Source organism: Brevundimonas aurantiaca, assembly GCF_014199955.1.
GTDB classification, from domain to species: domain Bacteria; phylum Pseudomonadota; class Alphaproteobacteria; order Caulobacterales; family Caulobacteraceae; genus Brevundimonas; species Brevundimonas aurantiaca.
In genome coordinates this window covers 422,510-444,520 of sequence record NZ_JACHOQ010000003.1, presented here as the reverse complement: position 1 = coordinate 444,520, position 22,011 = coordinate 422,510, and the positions used below count along the sequence as shown (strand labels likewise).

The window sequence follows — 22,011 nt, the reverse complement described above, 5'->3', positions numbered from 1 at the left end:
CGCCAGAGTTAGCGGGCTAGCTCTTCAGGCGCCAGCCCGAACGGAACACCAGCCAGCAGATCGTCCCCATGATAACCATCAGCACGGCCGATCCGATCACGCCGACCGTCAGATTGCTCTCGGCATGGCCGATGAAGCCGTAACGGAAACCGTCGATCAGATAGAAGAAGGGGTTGTAGCGGCTGATCGTGCGGAAGGGTTCGGGCAGGTTCTCGACCAGATAGAAGGTGCCCGACAGGAAGGTCATCGGCATGACGATGAAGTTCTGGACCGCCGCCAGGTGATCGAACTTCTCGCTCCACAGGCCCGCCAGCACCCCGGTCATCCCCATGATGAAGCTGGCCGCGAGCGCGAACCAGACGATGGCCAGCACATTGGCGACCCCGAGCGGCGCGAACGGCAGGACGCACAGGGCCGTGACCAGACCGACCACCGCGCCCCTCGTCGCCGCGCCCAGGGTAAAGCCCATGGTCAGCTCCAGCGGGCTGAGCGGCGGGGTCAGGAAGTCGGTGGCCGTGCCCATGATCTTGGCCTGGATCAGGCTGGACGAGGCGTTGGCGAAGGCGTTGTTCAGCACCGCCATCATGATCAGGCCGGGCGCCACGAACAGGGCGAAGGGCGTGCCGTGCAGCGGCGGCCGGGCGTCCTGAAGCGCGACCACGAAGACCAGCATATAGAGCAGGGTCGTCACCACCGGCGCAGCCACCGTCTGGGCCCCCACCTTCCAGAACCGACGCACCTCGCGCAGATACAGGGTTTGCACCCCGATCCAGTTGATCCCCGGATAGCGCCGCGGCTGCGGCAGTCCGGACGGGCGGGTGGCGATCAGGTCGGGCGTGGTCTCGGTCATGGGCCGCCAGATGCGCTTTGCGCCCTTGCTGCGCAAGGGAGTGGCGAGTGGTTAGTGACGAGTGGCGAGAAGGCGCGGGCGTTCAGAGTGCGAACCACCGCCGACCGGAAGGCTCAGAGACGGCGGACGCAGCAGGCGCCACTCGCCACTCGCCACTCGCCACTCGCCACTCGCCACTCGCCACTCGCCACTCAAGCGATTCAACATCTGGTTTCTGTGGACAGTGCGATTCGCACATATTGCGTCTCTTAACGGCTGGTTTACGATTAGTGGTAGGTCAAGACCCCGGAGGGGGAGCCTGAACCTAGATATTGAATCCAAACTCGCTGGAGGGTGGCATGACCGCAGGCTGGACTGACGACCGCGTAGGCGCGCTGAAGAAGCTCTGGCTGGAAGGCCAGTCCGCGAGCCAGATCGCCAAACAACTGGGCGGCGGGGTCACCCGCAACGCCGTGATCGGCAAGGTTCACCGTCTGGGCCTGTCGGGCCGGGCCGCCCCGTCCCAGCCGGCGCGCACCGCCGCGACCTTCCGCACCGCCCGCCCGCGCCCTGCGGCCCCGGCCGCGACGGCGGCCGCCCAGCCGGCCGCGCCGCGCCGCCTGGAAGTGGTCCAACCCAAGGCGGTTCAACCGGCCGCTCCGGCGCCCGCCCCGATCCCGGACCTGCCCGGCACGGCCACGGTGATGACCCTGGGCGCCCATATGTGCAAATGGCCGATCGGCGATCCGTCGTCGCGCGAGTTCAGCTTCTGCGGCCGCCGCGCCTCGGAAGGCGTCTATTGCGTCGAACACGCCCGGGTCGCCTACCAACCCCAGGTCAAGCGCGGCAAGGACGGCTCGTCCGACTTGGCTCGCAGCCTGCGCCGCTACATTTAAGGGCGACATGTTTGGAGGCGCTACCGCGCTTCGCGCTACTTGAGCGCCGCGCGGCAGCGGCGCTCTGCGCTCAAGTCCTGAGCGACCGCGTCGCGAACATAGCGCACTAAAATGAAGCGGGTCATGCCCGCGTCACAGATGCTCCTTATGGAGCCGACCTCCCCCTCGCCGGTCGCGCAAGCGGCCGGCGAGACTTTAGGGGGCGGGGCTGCGGTTCATCCGGGTTGACGCAGCCCCATCCGCTTTCGCTCAGTTCAACACCCGTCTTGCACCGGGTGTATCCAGCGAGAAGGCCGGGATCTCGACCTCGAAACTGCGCCCCTCGGCGTCGGTCATATAATAGGCCCCGACCATGGACCCGCTGTCGGTCGGCAGGGGACAACCCGAGGCGTAGGCATAGCTGCCGCCCGGCTCAATGACCGGCTGTTCGCCCACCACGCCCGGCCCGCGCACCTCCTCGACATGGCCGTGGCCGTCGGTGATGGTCCAGCGGCGGGCCATCAGCTGGACCGTCGTCCCGCTCAGGTTCACGATCTCGACCTGATAGGCCCAGACCCAGCGACCCTCGTCCGGGTCCGACTGGCCCGCCAGATAGGAGGGCCGGACCCGGATCAGTATGCCGTTCGTTTCGGCGGTATAGGCAGGACCATCGTGCATGGGCTATATGCTCGCCCCGCCGCGCGCGGGCCGCAAGCGCGACTTGGCGACAGGTCGCGAAAACCGTGTGAGACTGACGCCATGAACGCCTTCCAAGCGCCCCGTCCCGGCATCCTGCCCGCCCAGTCCATCGAGACCCTGATCGCCGCCGGCGCCATCACGTCCGACACCCCCTTCGATCATGACCAGGTTCAGCCCGCCAGCCTGGATCTGCGACTTTCGGACCAGGCCTGGCGCGTGCGCGCCTCCTTCCTGCCCGGCCGGCGCAAGGTCGAGGAACGGATCGCCGACGTGGCCATGCACCGGATCGAGATCACCGACGCCGGCGTCGTGCTGGAAAAGGGCTGCGTCTACATCGTGCGCCTTCAGGAGCGGCTGAACCTGCCCAAGGGGCTGATCGCCCGGGCCAATCCCAAGTCCTCGACCGGCCGGGTGGACGTCTTCGTGCGCCTGCTGACCGACCAGGGCGCCAGTTTCGACGATGTGGCCGAGGGCTATGACGGCCCCCTCTATATGGAGGTCGCGCCCCAGACCTTCTCCATCCTGGTGCGACCCGGCACCCGGCTGAACCAACTCAGGCTGAAGGCCGGCGATCCGCCCAAGCTGGAGACCCGCTCGGTCGGCGTCGATCTGCAGGGCGGCGACATCGTCGGCTTCCGCGGGCGCCGCCACGCCGGGGTGGTGGATCTGGACCATATCGACGGCCACGACCCGCGCGACTTCTGGGAGCCGCTGACCCTGCGTCGCGGCGAACTGCTGCTGGATCCGGGCGAGTTCTACATCCTGGCCTCGTCCGACGACGTCGAAATTCCGGTCGATCAGGCCGCCGAAATGACCCCCATCGACCCGTCGGTAGGCGAGTTCCGCGTCCACTACGCCGGCTTCTTCGACCCTGGCTTCGGCACGGATGAGGCGCACGGCGCCGGCTCCAAGGGGGTGCTGGAGGTCCGCACCCACGACACGCCCTTCCTGCTCGAGCACGGCCAGATCGTCGCCCGCCTGGTCTATGAACCCCTGACGGAGCGCCCTGTGCGCCTGTATGGCGAGAGCGGCAGCCACTATCAAAACCAGGGCCTGAAGCTGTCGAAGCATTTCAGGGGGTGGTGATTAAGGGAGTGGCCAGTGGTGAGTGGCGAGTGGCGAGCCCTCCCCGCCTCTCTCGCCACTCGTCACTCGTCACTCGCCACTAACCCCTCACGTCAGCCGATCCGCCTTCCGCAGCCCCGGGAACATCGCCGACCAGGCGCCCGTGGCCGCCAGGGCCCCGAGCCCGCCGAACACCGCCGCCCCGACCGCGCCCAGCATTCGCACCATGACGCCGGAATAGGCCTCGCCCAGTTCGTTCGAGGCGCCTATGAACAGCATGGAGACCGACGAGACCCGGCCGCGCATATGGTCGGGCGTGGCCAGCTGGATCAGGGTCTGGCGCACATTGACGCTGATCATGTCCGCCGCCCCGCCGATCAGCAGGGCCAGGCCGGACAGCCAGACGATCTTGGACAGGCCGAAGGTCAGGGTGCACAGGCCGAACACCGCCACGGCCGAGAACATCCAGCGCCCGCCGTTCCGCCGGATCGGGAAACGGCTCAGATAGATGGCCATGCCCATGGCCCCGACGCCGAAGGCCGCGCGCAGCAGGCCGAAGCCCTGGGGTCCGACATGAAGGATGTCGCGGGCGAAGATCGGCGTCAGAAGCGCCACCCCCGCCAGCAGGACCACGACCAGGTCCAGCGAAATGGCGCCGAGCACGATCTTGGTCTTCCACACATAGGCCAGCCCCTCCTTGACCGAGTCGATCGGCGACAGGGGATTGGCCTGGGGCGCCGGCTTGCCGCTGGTGCGGATCAGAATGAAGGCGGCGACGGCCAAGAGGAACATGCCCAGCGACACCGCATAGGCCAGGGGCACATTGACGCCCACGATCACCCCGCCCAGGGCCGGACCGGCGATGGCCCCGGTCTGGAAGGCGATGGACTGGGCCGCGATGGCGGGCGGCAGGGCCTTGCGGCCCACCACCATCGGCAGGAAGGCCTGGCTGGCCGGCGCCAGAAACGCCCGCGCCGCGCCGAACAGGGCCGCGACCGCCAGCAGCCCCCACAGGGGCGGGTTTCCGTGCAGGGCCATGGCCAGGAAGGAGCCGGCGCAGGCCGCCTCGACCAGGATGGAAATCCAGACGGTGCGTTTCCGGTCGCGCCGGTCGGCCATGGCCCCGGCCGGCAGGGTGAAGGCCAGAAGCGGCAGGAACTGACACAGGCCGACCAGGCCCAGATAGAGACTGGCCTGTTCGATCGGATGATCGCGCCGGGCGATCTCATAGACCTGCCACAACAGGGCCGAGGACTGGATCTGGATGGCCAGAACCGCGACCACGCGCCCGAACCACAGAAGGCGGAAATCGCGGATGCCCCAGGGACTGTCGGGGCCCTCGGGCGGAGGCGGCGGAACCGGCGGGGCGGCGGGGGCGGTGTCGAGGGTTTCGGTGCTCACGTGCGTCTGGGGAACTTCGGATAGGGCGAACCGTCGCGGTGGAAATAGCGGTCCGCGCCCGCGGGCAGGACCATGTCGATGTCGGGGTAGTCGCAAGGGGTGACGGTCGGGCTGCGCGTGCCGACCTCGAGCAGAACCGCGTCACGGCCGGATCGGTTCTCGATCCGGTGGCCGTTGGGAACGCCGGCCTTGAAGCCGGCGCAGTCGCCGGCGCCCAGCACGGTCTCGCCGTCGTCCTCGATCAGGACGACCTCGCCCTCGACCACCATCACGAACTCGTCTTCGGCCTCGTGCCAGTGGCGCTGGCTGGACCAGGCGCCGTCGGGCAGGCGCAGCAGGTTGACGCCGAACTGGGTCAGGCCCGCCGCATCACCCAGCTTCCAGCGGCGGCGCGACAGACAGGGGCCGGCGAACGCGTCCGGATAGGTCGTGCCGTCGCCTCTGGGCGCGCTGTCGATGTCGATCTTGGGCATGGGCCTTCTCCCCGTTGCGCGATGTCCCTAAAGCATAGGCGCATGAGCCGCGCATCAACTCCTGTGATCGATCCTGTCGAACTGACCCGCGACCTGATCCGTATTCCATCCGTCACCCCCGCCGACGAGGGGGCCATGGACGTGCTGGAACGCCATCTGACGGCCCTGGGCTTCCACTGCCGGCGCCTGGCCTTCGAGGGACCGGGGGGCGAAGGGGTCCATGCGCGGATCGAGAACCTGTACGCCCGGCGCGGAACCGCCTCGCCCAACCTGTGCTTCGCCGGCCATACGGACGTGGTGCCGACCGGTCCGTCCGATCAGTGGTCGGCCCAGCCCTTCAACGCCGAGGTCAGGGACGGTCTGCTGTACGGCCGGGGCGCGGTGGACATGAAGGGCGGGATCGCCGCCTGGGTCGCCGCCGTGTCGCAGGTCCTGGCCGAAGGCGAACCCAAGGGCTCCCTCTCCTTCCTGATCACCGGAGACGAGGAAGGCCCGGCGCTGCACGGCACCAAACGGGTGGTCGAGACCCTGGCGGCCGAGGGCGAGGTGATCGACGCCTGCGTGGTCGGCGAACCCTCGTCGTCGCAGCACCTGGGCGACATGATCAAGGTCGGACGGCGCGGCTCGCTGAACAGCTGGATCACGGTGACGGGCAAACAGGGCCACGTCGCCTATCCGGAACGGGCGGCCAATCCGGCCCCGGTGATCGCCCGGCTGATGAGCCGGCTGAACGACCATGTGCTGGATCAGGGGTATGAGGGTTTCCCGCCGTCGAACCTGGAGATCACCACGATCGACATCGGCAATCCGGCGACCAACATCATCCCGGCCGAGGCGAAGGCGCGGCTGAACATCCGCTTCAACCCCCGCCATACGGGCGATGCTCTGATCGAATGGCTGAACCGCGAGGCCGGGGCCATCCAGGCCGAGACCGGGCTGCAGATCACCCTGGACCACCTGTGTTCCGGCGAGGCCTTCCTGACCGAACCCGGCGCCTTCGTCAGCGCCGTGCAGGACGCCGTCGAGGCCGAGCTGGGCCGCCGCCCCGAAGCCTCGACCACCGGCGGCACCTCCGACGCCCGCTTCATCCGCGCCCTGTGCCCGGTGCTGGAGCTAGGCCTGGTCGGCCAGACCATGCACCAGATCGACGAACGGGTGCCGACAGCGGAGCTGGAGGCGCTGACGGCCGTCTATCGCCGGGTGATCGAGACGGTGTTCGAGCGGTTGTAGTCATATCCGTCTCCTCCCCGCTCTGCGGGGAGGGATCGCGAAGCGGTGGAGGGGCCTGTCCGCCGCACCGAGTCCGGGTCAGCAGCCCCTCCGTCACGGCGCTGAAGAAGCGCCGCGCCACCTCCCCGCTAGGCGGGGAGGAGACGACGAACCCATTCCGCTTGTGCAACGACCATCGCTCGGCGACACTCGAATCATGGCCGTCGAAGAGTTCAAGAGCGCAAAGACCGAGTGGAAGGATGTGGTCCTGGTCTGCCGCAAATGCTCCAAGAAGCTGGACGGCGGTTTCGGGCCGGACGGGGACCTGACCCTGAAGAAGGCCCTGCGGAAATATCTGCACCTGAAGAAGGGCAAGAAGGGGCGCAAGGGGGCGCTGACCGTCACCAGCGCCGACTGTTTCGACATCTGTCCCAAGGGCGCCGTGGTCGCGGTCAATACGGCCCAGCCCAAGAAGCTGCTGATCATTCCGGCCGGCGCCGACCTGTTCGAGGTCAAGACGCGGTTGGGGCTGGACGACGGGCGGCGGCTGAAGATGGTCGTTCCCGACTGAGACGTCTTCCTTCCGCCGTCCAGCCGTGTCAGATCGGCGCCATGGAAGACGCCAAGATCGAACGACGCGCCGGGGTGCAGGCGACCTCTGACCGGCTCTGGGAGCTGGTCTCGGACCTGCCCGGCTGGAACCGCTGGAATCCGCACGAGACCGATGTGGAGGGCGCCATCGCCTTTGGCGGCCAGCTGACGATCACCGAGGCCTTTCCCGGCCAGGGCGAGCGGCGGGCGGCGGCCCGGGTTGCGGAATGGCGGCCCTATGTGCGGCTGGTCTGGACCGAGAACCGGGGCTTTCTGTTCCGCACCCTGCGCTACATCGACATCGAGGAGCTGGAGAAGGGGCGCTGCATCGTCTCGTCTGGCCACAAATTCGCGGGCCTGCGCGGCGAACTGTTTCACGACAAGCACAGAAACGCCCTGCGCGAGGCGCACCAGGCCATCGTCGACGGATTGAAGGCCGCCGCAGAGGGCTGACGCTTCAGCCCTTGGCCATGGTGTCCATGATGTTCAGGATCGCCGGGCCCAGGATGACGATGAACAGGACCGGCAGGAAGAACAGGATCATCGGCACCGTCAGCTGGGCCGGCAGGGCCGCAGCCTTCTTCTCCGCCGCCGACAGGCGCAGTTCGCGGTTCTCCTTGGCCATGACGCGCAGGGCCGAGGACAGGGGCGTGCCGTAGGTCTCGGCCTGGGTCATGGCGACCGCCACCGACTTGACGCCTGGATGGTTGGTGCGCCGGCCCAGGTTCTCATAGGCCATGCGGCGGTCCGGCAGATAGCTGAGCTCGGCCGACAGCAGGGACAGTTCCTCGGCCAGTTCGATCGAGGAGGAGCCGATCTCCTGGCTGACCTTGTTGACGGCCGCCTCAATCGACATGCCCGCCTCGACGCAGATCAGCAGCAGGTCCAGGGCGTCGGGAAAGGCCAGCATGATCGAGGCCCGGCGTTTGGCGATGCGGTTCTTCACATAGAGGTTCGGCGCATAGAAGCCGGCGACCACGGCGCCCATACAGGCGCTGATCTTGTTCATCGTCGGCCAGTCGACGATCTTGAGCACGAACAGATAGAAGACCGCCACCGCCAGGAACAGGAAGGGCGAGGCGAAGCGGAAGAAGTAGAAGGTGGTCAAGGGACGCGGACCGCGATAGCCGGCTTGGGCCATCTGGTCGGCGACCTTCGGGTCTTCCAGCAGCTTGGTCAGGTTCAGCCGGTCGACGAGCAGCTTCTTGAAGCCCTCGTCATCGCTGTGGCGCAGCGCGCCCTGGCCCGACTGGATCGCAGCGCGTGAGCGACGCTTCAGGTCGTCGCGGCGCTCCGAAACCGCCTTCATCCGCTTGTCCAGCTGAACGCCCCGGGTCATGGAAGACAGCAGGGTCAGGACGGTGGCGAAGACCAGCACCCCCACCCCTATGCTGAGCAGGTTTTGCGGGTCGGTGATGAAGCGAATGAAACCGTCCATGTCCCCGCCTCAGATCTTGAACGAGATCATGCGCTTCATGACGAAGACGCCCAGTCCCATCAGAACCCCCGCCAGCAGCAACAGGGCGTTGCCGCGGATGTCGGTGAACAGGGACATCATGTAGCCGGGACTGGTGAACATCACCATGGCCATGACGGCCGGCGGCAGGGAGCCGATGATCCCGGCCGAAGCCAGGGCTTCGGACGACATGGCCTTGACCTTTTCGGCCATCATCCGGCGGGCGCGCAGAACCGCCGACAGATTGCCCAGGGCCTCGGCCAGATTGCCGCCGGTCTTCTGCTGGATGGCGATGACGATGGTGAAGAAGCGCAGCTCCGGCGACGGCATGCGCTCGTACATCCGCTCCAGCCCCTGTTCCAGCGTCATGCCGACCCCCAGGCCCTCGACCAGCAGCTTGAACTCGGGCCCCAGGGGCGCCGGGCTTTCGCGGGCGATGATCTTGAAACACTCGTGGACCGGCAGGCCGGACTTGATGCCCCGCACGATGACGTCGACGGCGTTGGGGAACTCCAGGGAGAATTTCTTCATCCGGCCCTTGGCCAGGAAGCTGACGATCCAGCGCGGCAGGCCCAGCGCCACCCCCACGCCCAGACCGAGCGCCAGAATGACGTGCAGCCCGAACACCAGGCCCAGCAGGGCCGCGATCCCGCCGGCGACGGCGCTGACGATGTAGAAGGTCCGCACGCCGATGCTCAGGCCCGCCTGTTTCAGCCGCACTGACATGGTGGCGCGGGCCTTGCGCTCGCGGCGATCGGCCTCTTTCAACTGTTCGGCGATCTGTTTGCGGCGGGCCTCGGGCGTACTGGCCGCGGACGCCGCCCTGCGCGCCGTGGCGGCGTTTCGCTTGGTCTCGCCCAGCTTGTTGGCCCGCTTCAGGGCCTGGCTCGAGGAATCGTCTCCACCGACGAAGACCCAGCCCAGGCCGCCGATGGTGATGAAGGCCAGAACAGCGGCGAGAATCGGCAGCATGCCCCTACTCCGCCGCGTCCAGGGCGTCGGCCAGCTCGCGCTCCAGCCCATAGTAGCGGGCGCGGTCCCAGAAGCGGGGACGGGCGATGCCGGTGGAGCGGTGGCGGCCGATGATCTTGCCGTTCTCGTCCTCGCCGGTGATGTCGTAGACGAACAGATCCTGGGTCACGATCACGTCGCCCTCCAGACCCACCACCTCGGTGATGTGGGTGATGCGGCGCGAGCCGTCGCGCAGGCGGGCGGCCTGGATGATGACGTCGACCGAGCCGACGATCATCTCGCGTATGGTCCTGGACGGCAGGCCGTAGCCACCCATGGTGATCATCGACTCCATCCGGCTGATGGCTTCGCGCGGGGAGTTGGCGTGCAGCGTGCCCATCGAGCCGTCGTGGCCGGTGTTCATGGCCTGGAGCAGGTCGAAGGCCTCGGGCCCGCGCACCTCGCCGACGATGATCCGCTCGGGCCGCATCCGCAGACAGTTCTTGACCAGGTCCCGCATGGTGATCTGGCCCTGGCCCTCCAGGTTGGGGGGCCGGGTCTCCAGCCGCACGACGTGCGGCTGCTGGAGTTGCAGTTCGGCGGCGTCTTCGCAGGTGATGACCCGCTCGGTCGGGTCGATGAAGGCGGTCAGGGTGTTCAGCAGCGTCGTCTTGCCCGAGCCGGTGCCGCCCGAGATGACCAGATTGCAGCGTGAAGCGCCGATGACGCCGAGGACGCGCGCCCCCTCGGGACTGATGGAGGCGTACTCCACCAGATTCTTCATCGTCAGCTTGTCCTTCTTGAACTTCCGGATCGTCAGGGTCGGTCCGTCGATCGCCAGGGGCGGAGCGATGACGTTGACGCGCGAGCCGTCGGGCAGTCGGGCGTCGCAGATGGGGCTGGATTCATCGACGCGGCGACCGACCTGAGAGACGATCCGCTGGCAGATGTTCATCAGCTGGGCGTTGTCGCGGAAGCGGACATTGGTCAGCTGGACCTTGCCCCCCACTTCGATGAAGACCCGGCCGGCGCCGTTGACCATGATGTCGGCGATGTCGTCGCGCGCCAGCAGCGGCTCCAGCGGGCCATAGCCCAGGACGTCATTGACGATGTCCTGGACCAGGTGCTCCTGCTCGGCCACCGACATGGAGACGTTCTTGATCGCCACCAGTTCGGCGACGATGTCGCGGATCTCTTCCGACGCCGTCTTGTTGTCGAGCTGAGCCAGGTTGGCCAGATCGATGGTGTTCATCAACGCATTGAAGATGGTGGTCTTCGTGGCGTGATAATAGTCGCTCTGTTCCCGGACGATCTCGGCGACCGCCTGGGCCTTCTTCAACTGTTCGAAACCGGCGGTCGGCCGGGGCCCTGCAGCCTTGCCCCCCGACGGGGGCGGGGGCGCCTCGGACGGGGATGAAGGTCGGGCCGCCAGGGCGTCCAGCCGGTCCGGCTTGGGCGGGGCCGCCCCGACCGGGTCCATCTCGCCGAAACCGGCCGCCGCAGTCAGATCGTCAGGTCCGCCGAAGGCGAAGGCCTCGGTCTGGACGCCGGGCGTCGGCTGACGCAGGGGCGCGTCAAAACCCGTGGCGGCGGGCGGCGCGGCAGAGGGCGCCTCGCGCAGGGGCGCCGCGCCGACGCCGGGTTGACCTGTGCGTTTGCCGAACATCCGTCAGCGTTTCTTGAACAGAGAGCCGAACAGGGATTTGGACGCCCTGTCCTCCTCGGCGGGTCGCGCCGCCTTGACGGGCTTGCCTGCAGCCGCAGCCGGCAGCTCTCGGCGCGAGACGATCTGGGCCAGGGTCTGGAAGGCTTCGGCCGCCTTGGTCTTGGCGCCGGCGTCCAGGATCATCTGGCCGTTGTTGGCCGCCGCCCCGAAGGTCTTGGCGTCGAACGGGATGATCAGGCTGGGATGCACGCCCAGGGCGGCGCCGAAATCCTTGGCCGGAATTTCCGGCCGGCCGGGCACGCCGACCTGGTTCAGCACCAGACGCGGCGGAGCGTCGTTGGGCCGGCCCTGACGGACCAGGTCGATCATGTTCTTGGCGTTGCGCAGCGCCGCCAGATCGGGGGTCGCCACCACCACCACCTCGTCGGCGCTGATCAGGGTGCGGCGCATCCACGGCGACCAAAGATGCGGCAGGTCCAGGATGACGAAGGGGGCGGTGGCCCGGATGCGGGTCGTGACCTCTTCAAACGCCTCGGTCGAGATGTCCCAGTCGGTGTCCAGGGTCGCCGGGGCCGCGAACAGGCTCAGCTTGTCGGTGCAGCGGACCATCATCCGGTCCAGCAGGGTCGCATCCAGACGGTCCGGCTGGCCCAGGGCGTCGACCACCCCGTTCAGCGGATCCTGGTTGAAGTCCAGCCCGGCCGTGCCGAACGGCAGGTCGTAGTCGACGATGACGGTGTTGGCGCCGATCCGCTCAGAGATCGCATAGGCGGTGTTGTGCGCCACGGCCGAGGCGCCCGCCCCGCCCCGCGCGCCGACGAAGGCGATGGAGCGGCCGACGAAGGGCTGGGCCGGATCGTTGAACAGGCCGCCGATCGCCGCGATCAGCTGCAGGGGCTGAAGGGGGGCGACCAGATATTCGCTGACGCCGCGCCGCATCAGTTCGCGGAACAGAAGGATGTCGTTGGTCGCCCCGATCACCACCACCTTGGTGCCCGCGTCGCAGACCTCGGCCAGCTGATCCACCTCCCACAGCAGGGTCTGGGGGTCCTTCAGGCATTCGACGATGATCAGGGGCGGGGTCGGCTCATGACGATAGGTCTCGACCGCCCCCATGACCCCGCCGATGCGGATCTGGGTGGTGGCGCGCGACAGGCGCCGGTCCTGGGCCGCGCGCTCGGCTGCGGCCAGGGTGTCCTGACGTTCGGCGAAAACATGGATGGCGATGCGGGGCACCGACACCTCGCCTATGGCGCCGACGGGCGCCAGGCTGGTCTCGGCCGACATCATGGGCGCCAGAGCGGGCGCCGAATGGGGCGTCGCCGCAGGCGCGGGCGCAAGCGTCGACTGCGCCCTGGCCACCATCTCGCCGACAGGATTGAAGCTGGAGGGCGCGGGGGCCTGGGGCGAACCCCCGCCGGAGGGCGCCGGCTGGCCCGGATGGGCGCCGGCGCTCAGGAAGGCGGCCGATCGGGCGTCCGAGGTCGGGAAGGCGGACGGCTCGGAAAAGTCCATGTCGACGTCGAAACCGTCGTCCAGGGCGTCGAAGGGGCGAGGCGCGGCGGGGTTCATCAGGCTCAGTCCACCGCCGTCGAAATGCGCGCGCTCTCCACCAGCGTCTCCTGGGGTGCGGCGGTCTGCTCGCCGGCGGCGTATTTGTCGAACACCACCGTGCGCCGCCCGGCCGAGGCGGGGGTCATGGCGCGCGGCCCTGCAATGTCGCGCGGGTCGGCGATCTGGGCCGCCAGATTGGCGTTGACCGCGCAGCCGAAGTTGGACGAGGACCTGTTGTCCCCGGTCCGGCTCAGATTGCCCCAGGCCGTTCCGCAGCGGGGCACGGCCGCCTGGACCGTCTCGAAACCGACCAGGACCGGCGCGCGCGGATTGGGTCCGTCATAGCCGACGATGCGCAGCCGGTCTCCACCCACACCGAGGCGCGTCAGGGCGTCGCGCACGGCGTAGGCGGTCTGGGCGGCGACCGGATCGTCCCCGGCCGGCGCCTCGATCACCACCGAACCGGCTCCAGCTGCGGCGAACCGATCGACCAGGGCGGCTAGGGCGGCGTTCTGATTGGCCGAAAGGCCGTCGTCGTGAACGGCGAGGGCGATCCGGTCCAGGCCGGTCTCCACCTGGAGCGCATAGCGGGAGACCGGCGTCAGGGGCGGTTCACCGCCCAGGCTGGCCGGGCCGCCGACGCAGGCGGAGAGGCCGAGCGCCGCGCCGACCAACAGGGCGAGAGGCAAGAACGAGAGACGGGTCATGAGCTCACTCGATCACATAGCCGACGGCGCCCTGCCAGGCGGCGCCTGAACCGGCCGGTCCGGGAGCGGGCGCGCCATAGACCTGGTTCAGCTGTCCGAACAGGATGGTCTGGGAATCCGTGGCGATCCGCAGGCCGTCGGCAGGGGTCTGCATCCGATCCGGCGAGGTGGGACTGACGATATAGGGCTCGACGATGACGACCAGCTCGGTCTCGCCGTTCAGATAGTCGCGCGAGCGGAACAGGGAGCCCAGCACCGGCAGATTGGTCATGCCGGGCAGGGAATCGACCGCCTGCCTCGTGCTTTCCTGCAACAGGCCGGCGATCATCATCGCGCCGCCTGACGGCAGTTCAACCGTGTTTTCGCTGCGTCGGACGGTCAGGCCCGGCAGGGTGATGGACGAGGCCGTGCCGGCGCCGATGGTGAACCCGCCCTGGTCGGTCAGTTCGGACACCTCGACCTTGACCTGAAGCGAGATGCGGCCGCCCGACAGGACGATGGGCCGGAAGGCCAGGCCCACGCCGTAAGGCTTATAGGTCACGGTGATGTTGCCGTCCCGATCCCGCCCGGTCGGCAGGGGAAACTCGCCCCCGGCCAGGAAGTTTGCGGATTCGCCGTTCACCGACGTCAGATTGGGCTCGGCCAGGGTCCGGGCCAGACCGACCCGCTCGAACGCCTCCAGACAGCCGGTGGCGTTCGTGCCCGTCATGGTGCGGAAGGCGGTGGAGGCGATATCCTGGATGGCGTTCGAGACCGAGGCCGCGCTCGAGGAGCCGGTCGACGCCTGGGCCAGGGCCGTTCCAGGGACCTGAACCAGATTGCCGTTGACGTCGGTGACCGTAACCGTTGTCGGGAAGGGGGCGCCCGTCCAGGTCTGGGAGGCGCTGGCGTTCGAGCCGGCGCTCGTCTGACTGCCGCTGGAGACCGTGCTGGTCCCGTTCGTCGTCCGACCGCCCGTCTGATTGTAACAGAGGCCGCCGCCCCCGGCCGCCGCCCCGTTCACTCCATAGGTGTTCGGCCGACTGAAGCCGTAGGAGTGGATGCCCGAGCCCTTCAGAATGTCGGCGTTGAAACCCAGCTGCTTCAGGCTGCTGCGCTGCACCTCGACCACGCGCACCTTCAGCGTCACCTGATCCGAGCCGGCGATGCTGATCATGTTGATCACCTTCTCCGGCGCCGAAACGAAGGCGCGGGCGACCTGGGCCGCCTGGGCCGCCTGGGCCGGGCTGTCCGCCGTTCCGGTCAGTATGACGCTGTCGTTGACGGCCTCGGCGTGGATGGCGCCGCCGGGGGCCACGCGGCTGAGGGTGTCCTGCAGGGCGCTGACGCCCGCATCGACCCGGACGCGCAGGCTCAGAATGGTGCGGCCGGCGGCGTCCAGGAAGACGGCGTCGGTCTCACCCGGCGCGATCCCGATCACGGTGATCCGGCGCGGCGAATGCAGCATGGCCTCGGCCACCTGCGGATTGGAGACGATCACGTCGCGGGCGTCGGCCGGCAGATCCACGGCGAACGAGGTGCCGCGCGGCAGGTTGATCAGCCGCGGCGCCGTCCCCATCGACACGGCGGCGCGCGTCTGGGCCGTTCCGGCGGCGGGCGCCATGACCAGGCCGGCGGCGGCGACCGCGATTAGGGCGGCCTTGGACAGCATCGATGATCTCATGGCGTCACCACGGTTTCAGGCGTCCCGCCGCGATAGACCCGCACGTTGCGCGTCAGGGCCGCCGCCTGGGGCGCTCCGGTCGCGCCGGACGGCCCCGCCGTATCGGCGTAGGAGCGCAGCGACAGGGACAGTTCGCCCTCCGACTTGGCCTGGGCCAGAAGCACGGCGTCCTGGGGGCGGACCTCCAGGGTGGCGGTCGCCCCGACCACGGCCTGGGCGTCGTCGCCGACGCGGGTGGACTGGTCGATGGCCAGCACCTTGACGTTCTGCATCACGGTGGCGGACGAATATTTGCCGCCCGATCCGGCGCCCTCCACCGAGCCTGTGCTCTCTTTCTGGGTGGTCAGGACGACGTCGACCCGGTCGCCGGGCAGGATGAAGCCGCCGGCGGCCGATTCCACCGTGACCGCAATGGCCATGGCGCGCATGCCGGGCTCCAGATAGGCCGCCAGATAGCCGCTGTCGCCCGCGCGCACGATCTTGCGCGCCACGATGGGCTCTCCGGCCAGGATGGGTTCGCGCACGACCGAACCGACATAGTCGGACTTGGCCCCCGTCCCGACCAGCCGACCTGCGGCCTCGCCGACCTGCTGAACCGCGCCGGCGGTCTTCTCAGCGGCGGTCTTTTCATCGGCGGGCTTCGCCTCGGCCGGCTTGTCGGCGGAAGGGGCGGGAAGCGGGGTGGAGCCGTCGCTGATGAAGGCGGGGTTCAACTGGTCGACCGGCCAGTCCTTCCAGGCCAGGTCGCCGTCGGTCAGGCGTTTGCCCGGCTCCAGATTGCGGGCCGCCACCAGAATCTTGGCCATGGGACGCGCCTCGACGGGCGCGGCGGCGGCGGGAGCCGCCGCTTCGCCATGCCCTCCCATGGCGCGCACGACCAGAGCCAGGCCCAGTGCGGACACGGCGGCGATGCAAAGGACGACGATGCGGGCGGGCTTCATCCAGACGATCTCCGGCAGGCGCGGCGAGGCGGACATGATCCTCGCCCCCTACCGTTAACGATCATGAGGCCCGAGAGTTAACGCTTCCTAAGCGACGCCCGCTTGCGCAACCTCAAGAAACCGCCAAGGCGCGAACGACCATGTCGCCCTCGGGAAAGGTCATCAGGGCGCCGATGGCGATGGCGACGCCATAGGGAATATCGCCCTTGGGCTCCAGCAGGCGGGCGACCCACGGAAGGCGCGGCGGGAGCGGAGACAGCAGAGGATAGTATTGGCGGGCGAGGATCAGCAGGAGGCAGAAGCCGCCGCCGGCCAGGGCGATCCACAGGAGCAGCGGCCCCAGATCGCCGAACCCCAACCACAGGCAGGCCGCAGCCAGGGCCTTGGCGTCCCCGCCCCCGATCCAGTTCAGGGCGAACAGAGCCATGCCGAGGATCAGGGCGGCGAAGCCGACGCCCAGATGGACGGCGATCTCAGGCAGGGTCAGGCCGACGAGCAGGGCCGCCGGAAAGAAGGCGGCCAGCAGGGCCAGGGAGATCCAGTTCGGAATCCGCATCGTGGTCAGGTCATGCAGACCCGTAGCCACCATCAGGATCGGAAAGACGGCCAGGAAGGGAAGGCTCAGAAGGTCCATGACCCCATGCTGGCACGGGCGGATTAAGGCCGGGTTGCCGCGCCACAAAGAAGAAGGGCCGGAGCGTGCGCTCCGGCCCTTCCCAGGCTTCAAGACGTTGAGGCGTCTTAGGACTTCTTGCCTTCCAGGCCGTCGGAGACGGCTTGAAGCTTGGTGTTCAGGTTGGTGCCGATGGTGCCGAGCACGGTGATGATCACGACGGCGATCAGAGCGGCGATCAGGCCGTATTCGATGGCGGTGGCGCCGGATTCGTCCTTAGCGAAACGCGAGATGAACTTGGTCATGGTGAGTTCCCTTGTGTAAATGTCTAGCGAGCAACTTGGCGGGGGGAGCCGGTAGCCCGCTTGACCCCCAAAACGCACGGTTAGAATGACCAAGAGGCGTTAAGGGCAGGTCACGGTTTTTAGTTACCTGCGGATTCACCACAGAAAATCCCGGATCGACGAACTTCAGCCTTTGTTGAGGAAGCCTGGGCCATCATGCGCGCGTCCGCGCTGATGCGCGCCCTTGTTTCAGAGCCGCCGATGCCCCGCCTTTCCATCGCCGTCATCACCGCCGTCCTCGCCCTGGCCGGCCTGCCCGCCCAGGCGCAGAGCCCGAACGGCGCGCTCAATGTCGAGATCGACCGCTCCGCCCGCGTCCAGCTGCGGGGCGCAGCCGCCTCGGTCATCGTCGCCAATCCTCAGATCGCCGACGTCACCGTGGTGGACGCCAACACCCTGTTCATCGTCGGAAAGGGCTATGGGGTGACCGAGGTGGTGGCGGTCGACGGCGTGGGCCGCACCCTGTTCCAGCGCGAGATCGTGGTTACCGGCGGATCGACCGGATCGGTTCGGGTCTGGCGCGGGGCCCAGGCCACGGAAATGACCTGCGGCGCCTCCTGCGCCCCCAGCCTGCGCGCCGGCGCCGCCGCGACCGGCCCGGCCTCGGCGCCCTGATCCATGGCGGCGCTGGATCGTTCTCCCCGTCGCGGCTCCGCCGGTCACCGTGAAGGCGCGGCGGCGGTGGAGTTCGCCCTGGTCGCCACCCCCTTCTTTCTTCTGCTGTTCTCGATCTTCCAGCTGGGTCTGGTCTTCATCACCGACGCCGTCGCCGAAAACGCCCTGTTGACCGTCAGCCGCGAAATCCGAACCGGCGAGGCCCAGGCCAAGGGTCTGGATCAGGCCGGGTTCAAACAGGCCTTCTGCGATCAGATGAGCGTGTTCAAGAGCGACTGCGCCGCCCGCGCCACCGTCGATGTCCGGGTCGTCGCCAAATTCTCCGACAATATCGATCCGCCCAAGGACGAGAACGGCGTCCTGGACCTGTCCAAGACCGGCTACGACCCCGGCGCGGCCCAGAATCTGGTCGTCGCGCGTGTCTGGTACAAACAGCCGATGATCGTGCCCGCCCTGACCCAGTCCGTGAGCGCCGCGGGGCCCGGACAGATCATGATCTCCGCCACCACCGCCTTCCGCAACGAGCCCTTCTGATGCGCCGGCCCCTGATGCGCAGGCTGGCGCGCGACGAGACCGGGGTCTCTGCGGTCGAATTCGCCCTGATCGCCCCGGTCATGATCCTGTTCTATGCAGGCATGGTCGATCTGTGTCAGGGCTATATGGCTGTGCGTCGCACCAGCCATGTGGCCGCTTCGGTCGCGGATTTGACCGCCCAGTCCCGCGACATCACCAAGGCCGACATCGACAACGTCTTTTTGGTCGGCCCCTCCATCATGGCGCCCTTCGCCCCGGCCTCGCTGGAACAGAGGGTCAGCAGCGTCAGCCGGGACACGACGACCAAATATACGGTGAACTGGAGCCGCAGCTGGGCGACCTCGGGCGGGAGTGGGGCCCTCAGCGGCCGACTCACCGTCGCGGACGCCGACATTCCCGCTGATCTCCTGCCGGTCGGGTCGTCGATCATCATCGCCGAGGCCCGCTACACCTACGCCTCGCCGTTCCAGCGCTTCCTGCCGTCCGCCAGCTTCACCCGCCGCGCCTATCTGAATCCGCGCGAGGTGACGCAGATCGCCTGTACGGACTGCTGACCCGTCAGAGCCTGTCTCAGGGCGGCGATCTTTGTTTCGGTCTCGGCAAGTTCGGACTGAGGGTCGCTGTCGGCGACGATTCCGGCGCCGGCCAGGGTGCGGAAGGTCCAACACTCGTCCCGGCGCTCGAACGCGGCGGTGCGGATCAGGACCGAGGCGGTCAGCCCCCCGCCGTCTTCCAGAATGAACAGCGACCCGCACCAGGCGCCGCGCGGCGGCTCATATTCGGCGATGACCTTCATGGCCTGGTGTTTGGGCGCCCCGGTGATCGAGCCCGGCGGGAAGGTCGCCTCCAGCAGGTCGGCCGGCGTCACCCCCGGCTCGGCCCGGCCGACCACGGCCGAGACCAGATGGTGGACGGTCGGATGGCTCTCGATCGCGAACAGCCGTTCGACCGCGACCGAGCCGACGCGCGAGGCGCGGGCCAAGTCGTTACGCATCAGATCGACGATCATCAGGTTTTCGGCCCGGTCCTTGGCGCTGGCCTGAAGCGCGGCGGCCAGGGCCGCGTCCTCGAGCGGGTCGGCCGACCGGGCGCGCGTGCCCTTGATCGGCCGCGCCTCGATGCGCCGGGTCTCGCCGTCCAAGGCCAGGAAGAGCTCAGGCGAATTGGACACCAGGGCCCGGTCGCCGATCCGCCAGAAGGCGCCGTAGGGCGAGGCGCGCCCCTGTTGCAGCCGCAGGAAGACGTCGAACGGATCGGCCTTTGGCTTCAGCGCGCCGCCCCAGGCGCGGGCGATATTGGCCTGAAACAGTTCACCGGCCGCGATCCGGGCGACCACCTCGGCCACGCAGTCGCGATAGGCCTGGTCTGGCGCCTCGGCCGTAAAGGTCTCGGCCGGAGCGTCGGGAGTGGCCGGCGTGACCGCCGCCGCCCGCCATTGCGACGCCTGCTCCGCCGCAGCCTCGGCCTGCGCCGCCGTCGCCCCCCGGCCGACGGCGCGAACACGCCGCTGATGATGGTCGAAGCTCAGCATGGCCGGATAGCGGGCCAGGATCAGGTCGGGCCACACCAGGGGCCGCTCGCCGGTCGCCGGTCGCGCGCCCGCGTCATAGGCGGCCAGTCCCACCGTCCCTGCGCTCCAGGCCGGATCGCGCAGGGGGTCGAACAGATCGGCTTCGACCCCGCCCACATGAACCCGATCCGGCGCCGTCGCCACATGGGACCAGCGGCCGCCGGGACCGCCGTCCGACAGCAGGGCCAGGGCGCCGTCCGTCCCACCGATCCCGGCCGCGACAGCCAAGGGGTCCGTCCACGGATGATCGCGGACGACCACATGGGTCAGGGCGCCGTTCACGCCGACAGCCGCGCCTCGATTCGGGCGCGCAGGGCGGCGTCGACGCCCAGGGCCTGCTCCAGATAGGCGTCCAGGGATCCGTATCGCGCCTCGACCTCGGCGAAGGCGGCGTCCAGATAGGCGGCCTCCACCCCGAGGAAGGCCACCACCGCGTCGTCGGAGGCGACACGGCCGGTCATCTCGTGCAGACGCCGCGCAATGGCGGGGGCGCGACCGACCAGATCGACGGCCGTATTGGTCAGCAGATAGTCCTCAATCAGGTCGTCGTGGCGGACGCCCAGCAGATGGTGGGTCAAGGCGGCGAGAAAGCCGGTCCGGTCCTTGCCCGCCGCGCAGTGGATCAGCACGGGTCGGTCCTGATCGCCCCCCATCTGTCCCAGGGCTTGGAAATAGCGGCCGAAAACGTCGATGTGGGCGGCGTCGAACGGCAGGCTGCGATAGGTCTGGGTCATGAAACGCCGACCCGAATCCGGCGTCAGGTCCGCCGTTTTCAGGAAGGTGATGTGGGGCGCCTCGGCCCCGTCGTCGATCCCGCCCTCGATCACCAGGGCGTCGAAACCGTCATGCCGTCGCGAGGGCTGGTCGCGCCTTTCGCCCGGTCGGCGCAGATCGACCACCGCCCCCAGGCCGAACCCCTTCAGCCGCTCCAGATCGGCGTCGCTGGCCCGGGCGTGATGGCCCGAACGCAGCAGGCGGCCGGGGCGGATGCGTCGCCCGGCCGCCGTGGCGTAGTCGCCATAGTCGCGGAAGTTGTCGATGGCCTCGAAGGCATGGAGACGGTGGCTCATGCCCCGCTTCTAGAGCCTGATCCGTTGAAGAGGAACCGCTTCGCGGTTCCGCTGAAACGGTGAATCAGGCTCCAGATTAAAGCGAGAGCATGATTCACGCTTCTGTCGGAACCGCAAAGCGGTTCCGTCCGAAACGATCATGCTCTAGCGCGCCGACAGCAGACCCGCCATGGCGTCCAGATAGGCGACGAAGGCGGCGCGGCCCTCTTCGGTCAGACTGGCCTGGGTCAGGGGCTTGCGGCCGATGAAGCTCTTGGTCACGGCGACGAAACCCGCCTCCTCCAGCTTCCTCAGATGGACCGACAGATTGCCGTCGGTCGTCTGCAGCCGGGTCTTCAAGGTGTTGAAGTCGGCTGTGTCCGCACCGGACAGATAGGCCATGATCCCCAGCCGGATCCGCCCGTGGATGACGTCGTCGATCCGGCTGATGTCGAAGTCATCGGCCATCAGACGATCTCCGACGGTTCCTGCCGCATCAGGATCAGACCGGGGACCAGGGCGACGGCGGCCAGGACCAGGGCATAGACCAGATAGATGGCCGGACTGTCCGCAAACCAGGCGACGGCGACGGCGCCGACGTAGGACATCAGGGCCGTGACGCTCATCCACCGCACGCGCGTCATGGCCGCCGCGACCATCCAGGCCGATCCATAGGCCGTCAGAACCACCGTCGGCATGACCGCCATCCAGGCCCAGCTTCCACTCTTCACCGACAGGGCGGTGAGGGCCAACCAGGTGACGAAGATGCCGAAGCCCACGCCGGACCAGGCCGCGCCCACCGCCCGATTGCCCGACGAATTATAGCCGGGGCGTCCCTTCATCCGCCCGATCAGCACGACCAGGGCGGCCGCGAAGACCAGGGCCGAACCGATCCAAAGCCAGAGCGCCGCCCAGGGATTCAGCGCGATCAGATCCGTCTTGAGCGCCCACTGCCCCAGGCTGGCGCCTCCGAAGATGATGGCCGCAGCCACCAGTATGGGGCCCGCCAGCAGGGGCGCGTGCCGACCTTCGTGAGCCAAAGCCCGCATATAGGCGATGTCGTCTTGGATCGTCTGCGTGTCGCGCGTCATGGCGAACTCCTCCTGAAATCCGATGATCACAGGATGCACAATGCGCTTTGCATTGTAAAGCGCTTTCTTAATCTGCGACAGCGAACAGACCTTCCCCCGCTTGCGGGGGAAGTGT

Annotated in this window: 25 protein-coding genes; 8 read left to right on the top strand and 17 right to left on the bottom strand. The window is 68.2% G+C overall.

Annotation, left to right across the window (positions count from 1 at the left end):
- Positions 1-16: 16 nt before the first annotated feature.
- Positions 17-850: an ABC transporter permease gene (locus GGQ93_RS09600; RefSeq protein WP_183216655.1), complete on the bottom strand. Its 834-nt coding sequence runs from the start codon at positions 848-850 to the stop codon at positions 17-19.
- A 338-nt stretch (positions 851-1,188) separates the two neighbouring features.
- Here GGQ93_RS09600 and gcrA point away from each other — a divergent pair, with 338 nt between their 5' ends.
- Positions 1,189-1,725, top strand: coding sequence for a cell cycle sigma 70 cofactor GcrA (gene gcrA / locus GGQ93_RS09595; RefSeq protein WP_054764228.1), 537 nt, complete (start codon positions 1,189-1,191; stop codon positions 1,723-1,725).
- A gap of 249 nt (positions 1,726-1,974) precedes the next feature.
- Here gcrA and apaG read toward each other — a convergent pair whose 3' ends face one another.
- Positions 1,975-2,382 carry a Co2+/Mg2+ efflux facilitator ApaG/CorD gene (apaG, locus tag GGQ93_RS09590; RefSeq protein ID WP_152949141.1) on the bottom strand — a complete coding sequence of 136 codons (408 nt, stop codon included), beginning with the start codon at positions 2,380-2,382 and terminating at the stop codon, positions 1,975-1,977.
- An 81-nt stretch (positions 2,383-2,463) separates the two neighbouring features.
- On the opposite strand from apaG, the gene GGQ93_RS09585 reads away from it, so the two are divergent.
- Positions 2,464-3,489 carry a 2'-deoxycytidine 5'-triphosphate deaminase gene (locus GGQ93_RS09585; protein WP_183216653.1) on the top strand — a complete coding sequence of 342 codons (1,026 nt, stop codon included), beginning with the start codon at positions 2,464-2,466 and terminating at the stop codon, positions 3,487-3,489.
- Positions 3,490-3,576: 87 nt separating this feature from the next.
- Here GGQ93_RS09585 and GGQ93_RS09580 read toward each other — a convergent pair whose 3' ends face one another.
- Positions 3,577-4,869: an MFS transporter gene (locus tag GGQ93_RS09580; RefSeq protein ID WP_446325281.1), complete on the bottom strand. Its 1,293-nt coding sequence runs from the start codon at positions 4,867-4,869 to the stop codon at positions 3,577-3,579.
- Positions 4,866-5,342: a cupin domain-containing protein gene (locus GGQ93_RS09575; protein WP_183216651.1), complete on the bottom strand. Its 477-nt coding sequence runs from the start codon at positions 5,340-5,342 to the stop codon at positions 4,866-4,868. The genes GGQ93_RS09580 and GGQ93_RS09575 overlap by 4 nt, the downstream gene beginning before the upstream one ends.
- A 42-nt stretch (positions 5,343-5,384) precedes the next feature.
- Between GGQ93_RS09575 and dapE the strand changes: the two genes are divergently transcribed.
- From dapE to GGQ93_RS09560, 3 genes are all read left to right on the top strand, one after another.
- A complete protein-coding gene (dapE, locus tag GGQ93_RS09570) occupies positions 5,385-6,572 on the top strand; it encodes a succinyl-diaminopimelate desuccinylase (protein WP_183216649.1) in 1,188 nt (395 codons plus the stop codon).
- Positions 6,573-6,768: 196 nt separating this feature from the next.
- On the top strand, positions 6,769-7,122 hold the full coding sequence (locus GGQ93_RS09565) for a hypothetical protein (RefSeq protein ID WP_152949145.1): 354 nt from the start codon (positions 6,769-6,771) through the stop codon (positions 7,120-7,122).
- Positions 7,123-7,163: 41 nt separating this feature from the next.
- Entirely contained in the window at positions 7,164-7,595 is a 432-nt protein-coding gene (locus GGQ93_RS09560; protein WP_054764234.1) for an SRPBCC domain-containing protein, read from the top strand.
- Positions 7,596-7,599: 4 nt separating this feature from the next.
- On the opposite strand, the gene GGQ93_RS09555 is transcribed toward GGQ93_RS09560, so the two are convergent.
- The 9 genes from GGQ93_RS09555 to GGQ93_RS09515 all read right to left on the bottom strand — a co-directional run bounded on the left by GGQ93_RS09555 (position 7,600) and on the right by GGQ93_RS09515 (position 16,998).
- Complete coding sequence (locus tag GGQ93_RS09555; protein ID WP_054764235.1) at positions 7,600-8,580, bottom strand: type II secretion system F family protein; 981 nt, start codon at positions 8,578-8,580, stop codon at positions 7,600-7,602.
- A gap of 9 nt (positions 8,581-8,589) precedes the next feature.
- Positions 8,590-9,570: a type II secretion system F family protein gene (locus GGQ93_RS09550; protein ID WP_183216647.1), complete on the bottom strand. Its 981-nt coding sequence runs from the start codon at positions 9,568-9,570 to the stop codon at positions 8,590-8,592.
- 4 nt (positions 9,571-9,574) lie between these two features.
- Positions 9,575-11,029: a TadA family conjugal transfer-associated ATPase gene (locus GGQ93_RS09545; protein ID WP_054766766.1), complete on the bottom strand. Its 1,455-nt coding sequence runs from the start codon at positions 11,027-11,029 to the stop codon at positions 9,575-9,577.
- Between the two features lie 189 nt (positions 11,030-11,218).
- A complete protein-coding gene (locus tag GGQ93_RS09540) occupies positions 11,219-12,787 on the bottom strand; it encodes a CpaE/TadZ family protein (RefSeq protein WP_260171188.1) in 1,569 nt (522 codons plus the stop codon).
- 5 nt (positions 12,788-12,792) lie between these two features.
- A complete protein-coding gene (locus GGQ93_RS09535) occupies positions 12,793-13,476 on the bottom strand; it encodes a CpaD family pilus assembly protein (RefSeq protein ID WP_183216645.1) in 684 nt (227 codons plus the stop codon).
- Between the two features lie 4 nt (positions 13,477-13,480).
- Positions 13,481-15,139: a type II and III secretion system protein family protein gene (locus GGQ93_RS09530; protein ID WP_183216643.1), complete on the bottom strand. Its 1,659-nt coding sequence runs from the start codon at positions 15,137-15,139 to the stop codon at positions 13,481-13,483.
- Positions 15,136-16,116 (bottom strand): Flp pilus assembly protein CpaB, encoded by a 981-nt coding sequence (gene cpaB, locus GGQ93_RS09525; protein ID WP_224764250.1) that lies wholly within the window; start codon positions 16,114-16,116, stop codon positions 15,136-15,138. The genes GGQ93_RS09530 and cpaB overlap by 4 nt, the downstream gene beginning before the upstream one ends.
- Positions 16,117-16,192: 76 nt before the next feature.
- Positions 16,193-16,714 carry an A24 family peptidase gene (locus GGQ93_RS09520; protein WP_183216641.1) on the bottom strand — a complete coding sequence of 174 codons (522 nt, stop codon included), beginning with the start codon at positions 16,712-16,714 and terminating at the stop codon, positions 16,193-16,195.
- Between the two features lie 107 nt (positions 16,715-16,821).
- Positions 16,822-16,998 (bottom strand): Flp family type IVb pilin, encoded by a 177-nt coding sequence (locus GGQ93_RS09515; protein ID WP_182713898.1) that lies wholly within the window; start codon positions 16,996-16,998, stop codon positions 16,822-16,824.
- A 240-nt stretch (positions 16,999-17,238) separates the two neighbouring features.
- Between GGQ93_RS09515 and GGQ93_RS09510 the strand changes: the two genes are divergently transcribed.
- Genes GGQ93_RS09510 through GGQ93_RS09500 form a run of 3 tightly spaced genes read left to right on the top strand, consistent with a single transcriptional unit; the run spans position 17,239 to position 18,740 of the window.
- Positions 17,239-17,652, top strand: coding sequence for a pilus assembly protein N-terminal domain-containing protein (locus tag GGQ93_RS09510; RefSeq protein WP_182713897.1), 414 nt, complete (start codon positions 17,239-17,241; stop codon positions 17,650-17,652).
- Positions 17,653-17,655: 3 nt separating this feature from the next.
- Complete coding sequence (locus GGQ93_RS09505) at positions 17,656-18,186, top strand: TadE/TadG family type IV pilus assembly protein (RefSeq protein ID WP_054764242.1); 531 nt, start codon at positions 17,656-17,658, stop codon at positions 18,184-18,186.
- The gene (locus tag GGQ93_RS09500) at positions 18,186-18,740 is read left to right on the top strand and encodes a TadE/TadG family type IV pilus assembly protein (protein WP_183216639.1); all 555 of its coding nucleotides are present in this window, start codon (positions 18,186-18,188) and stop codon (positions 18,738-18,740) included. Before GGQ93_RS09505 ends, GGQ93_RS09500 begins: the two co-directional genes overlap by 1 nt.
- Here GGQ93_RS09500 and GGQ93_RS09495 read toward each other — a convergent pair.
- The 4 genes from GGQ93_RS09495 to GGQ93_RS09480 form a co-directional block, all read right to left on the bottom strand.
- On the bottom strand, positions 18,692-20,038 hold the full coding sequence (locus tag GGQ93_RS09495) for an anthranilate synthase component I family protein (RefSeq protein ID WP_183216637.1): 1,347 nt from the start codon (positions 20,036-20,038) through the stop codon (positions 18,692-18,694). The genes GGQ93_RS09500 and GGQ93_RS09495 overlap by 49 nt on opposite strands.
- On the bottom strand, positions 20,035-20,826 hold the full coding sequence (locus GGQ93_RS09490; protein WP_054764245.1) for a tyrosine-protein phosphatase: 792 nt from the start codon (positions 20,824-20,826) through the stop codon (positions 20,035-20,037). The genes GGQ93_RS09495 and GGQ93_RS09490 overlap by 4 nt, the downstream gene beginning before the upstream one ends.
- Positions 20,827-20,970: 144 nt before the next feature.
- A complete protein-coding gene (locus GGQ93_RS09485; protein WP_183216635.1) occupies positions 20,971-21,273 on the bottom strand; it encodes a winged helix-turn-helix domain-containing protein in 303 nt (100 codons plus the stop codon).
- On the bottom strand, positions 21,273-21,896 hold the full coding sequence (locus GGQ93_RS09480; protein ID WP_183216633.1) for a hypothetical protein: 624 nt from the start codon (positions 21,894-21,896) through the stop codon (positions 21,273-21,275). The genes GGQ93_RS09485 and GGQ93_RS09480 overlap by 1 nt, the downstream gene beginning before the upstream one ends.
- Between the last annotated feature and the right edge of the window lie 115 nt (positions 21,897-22,011).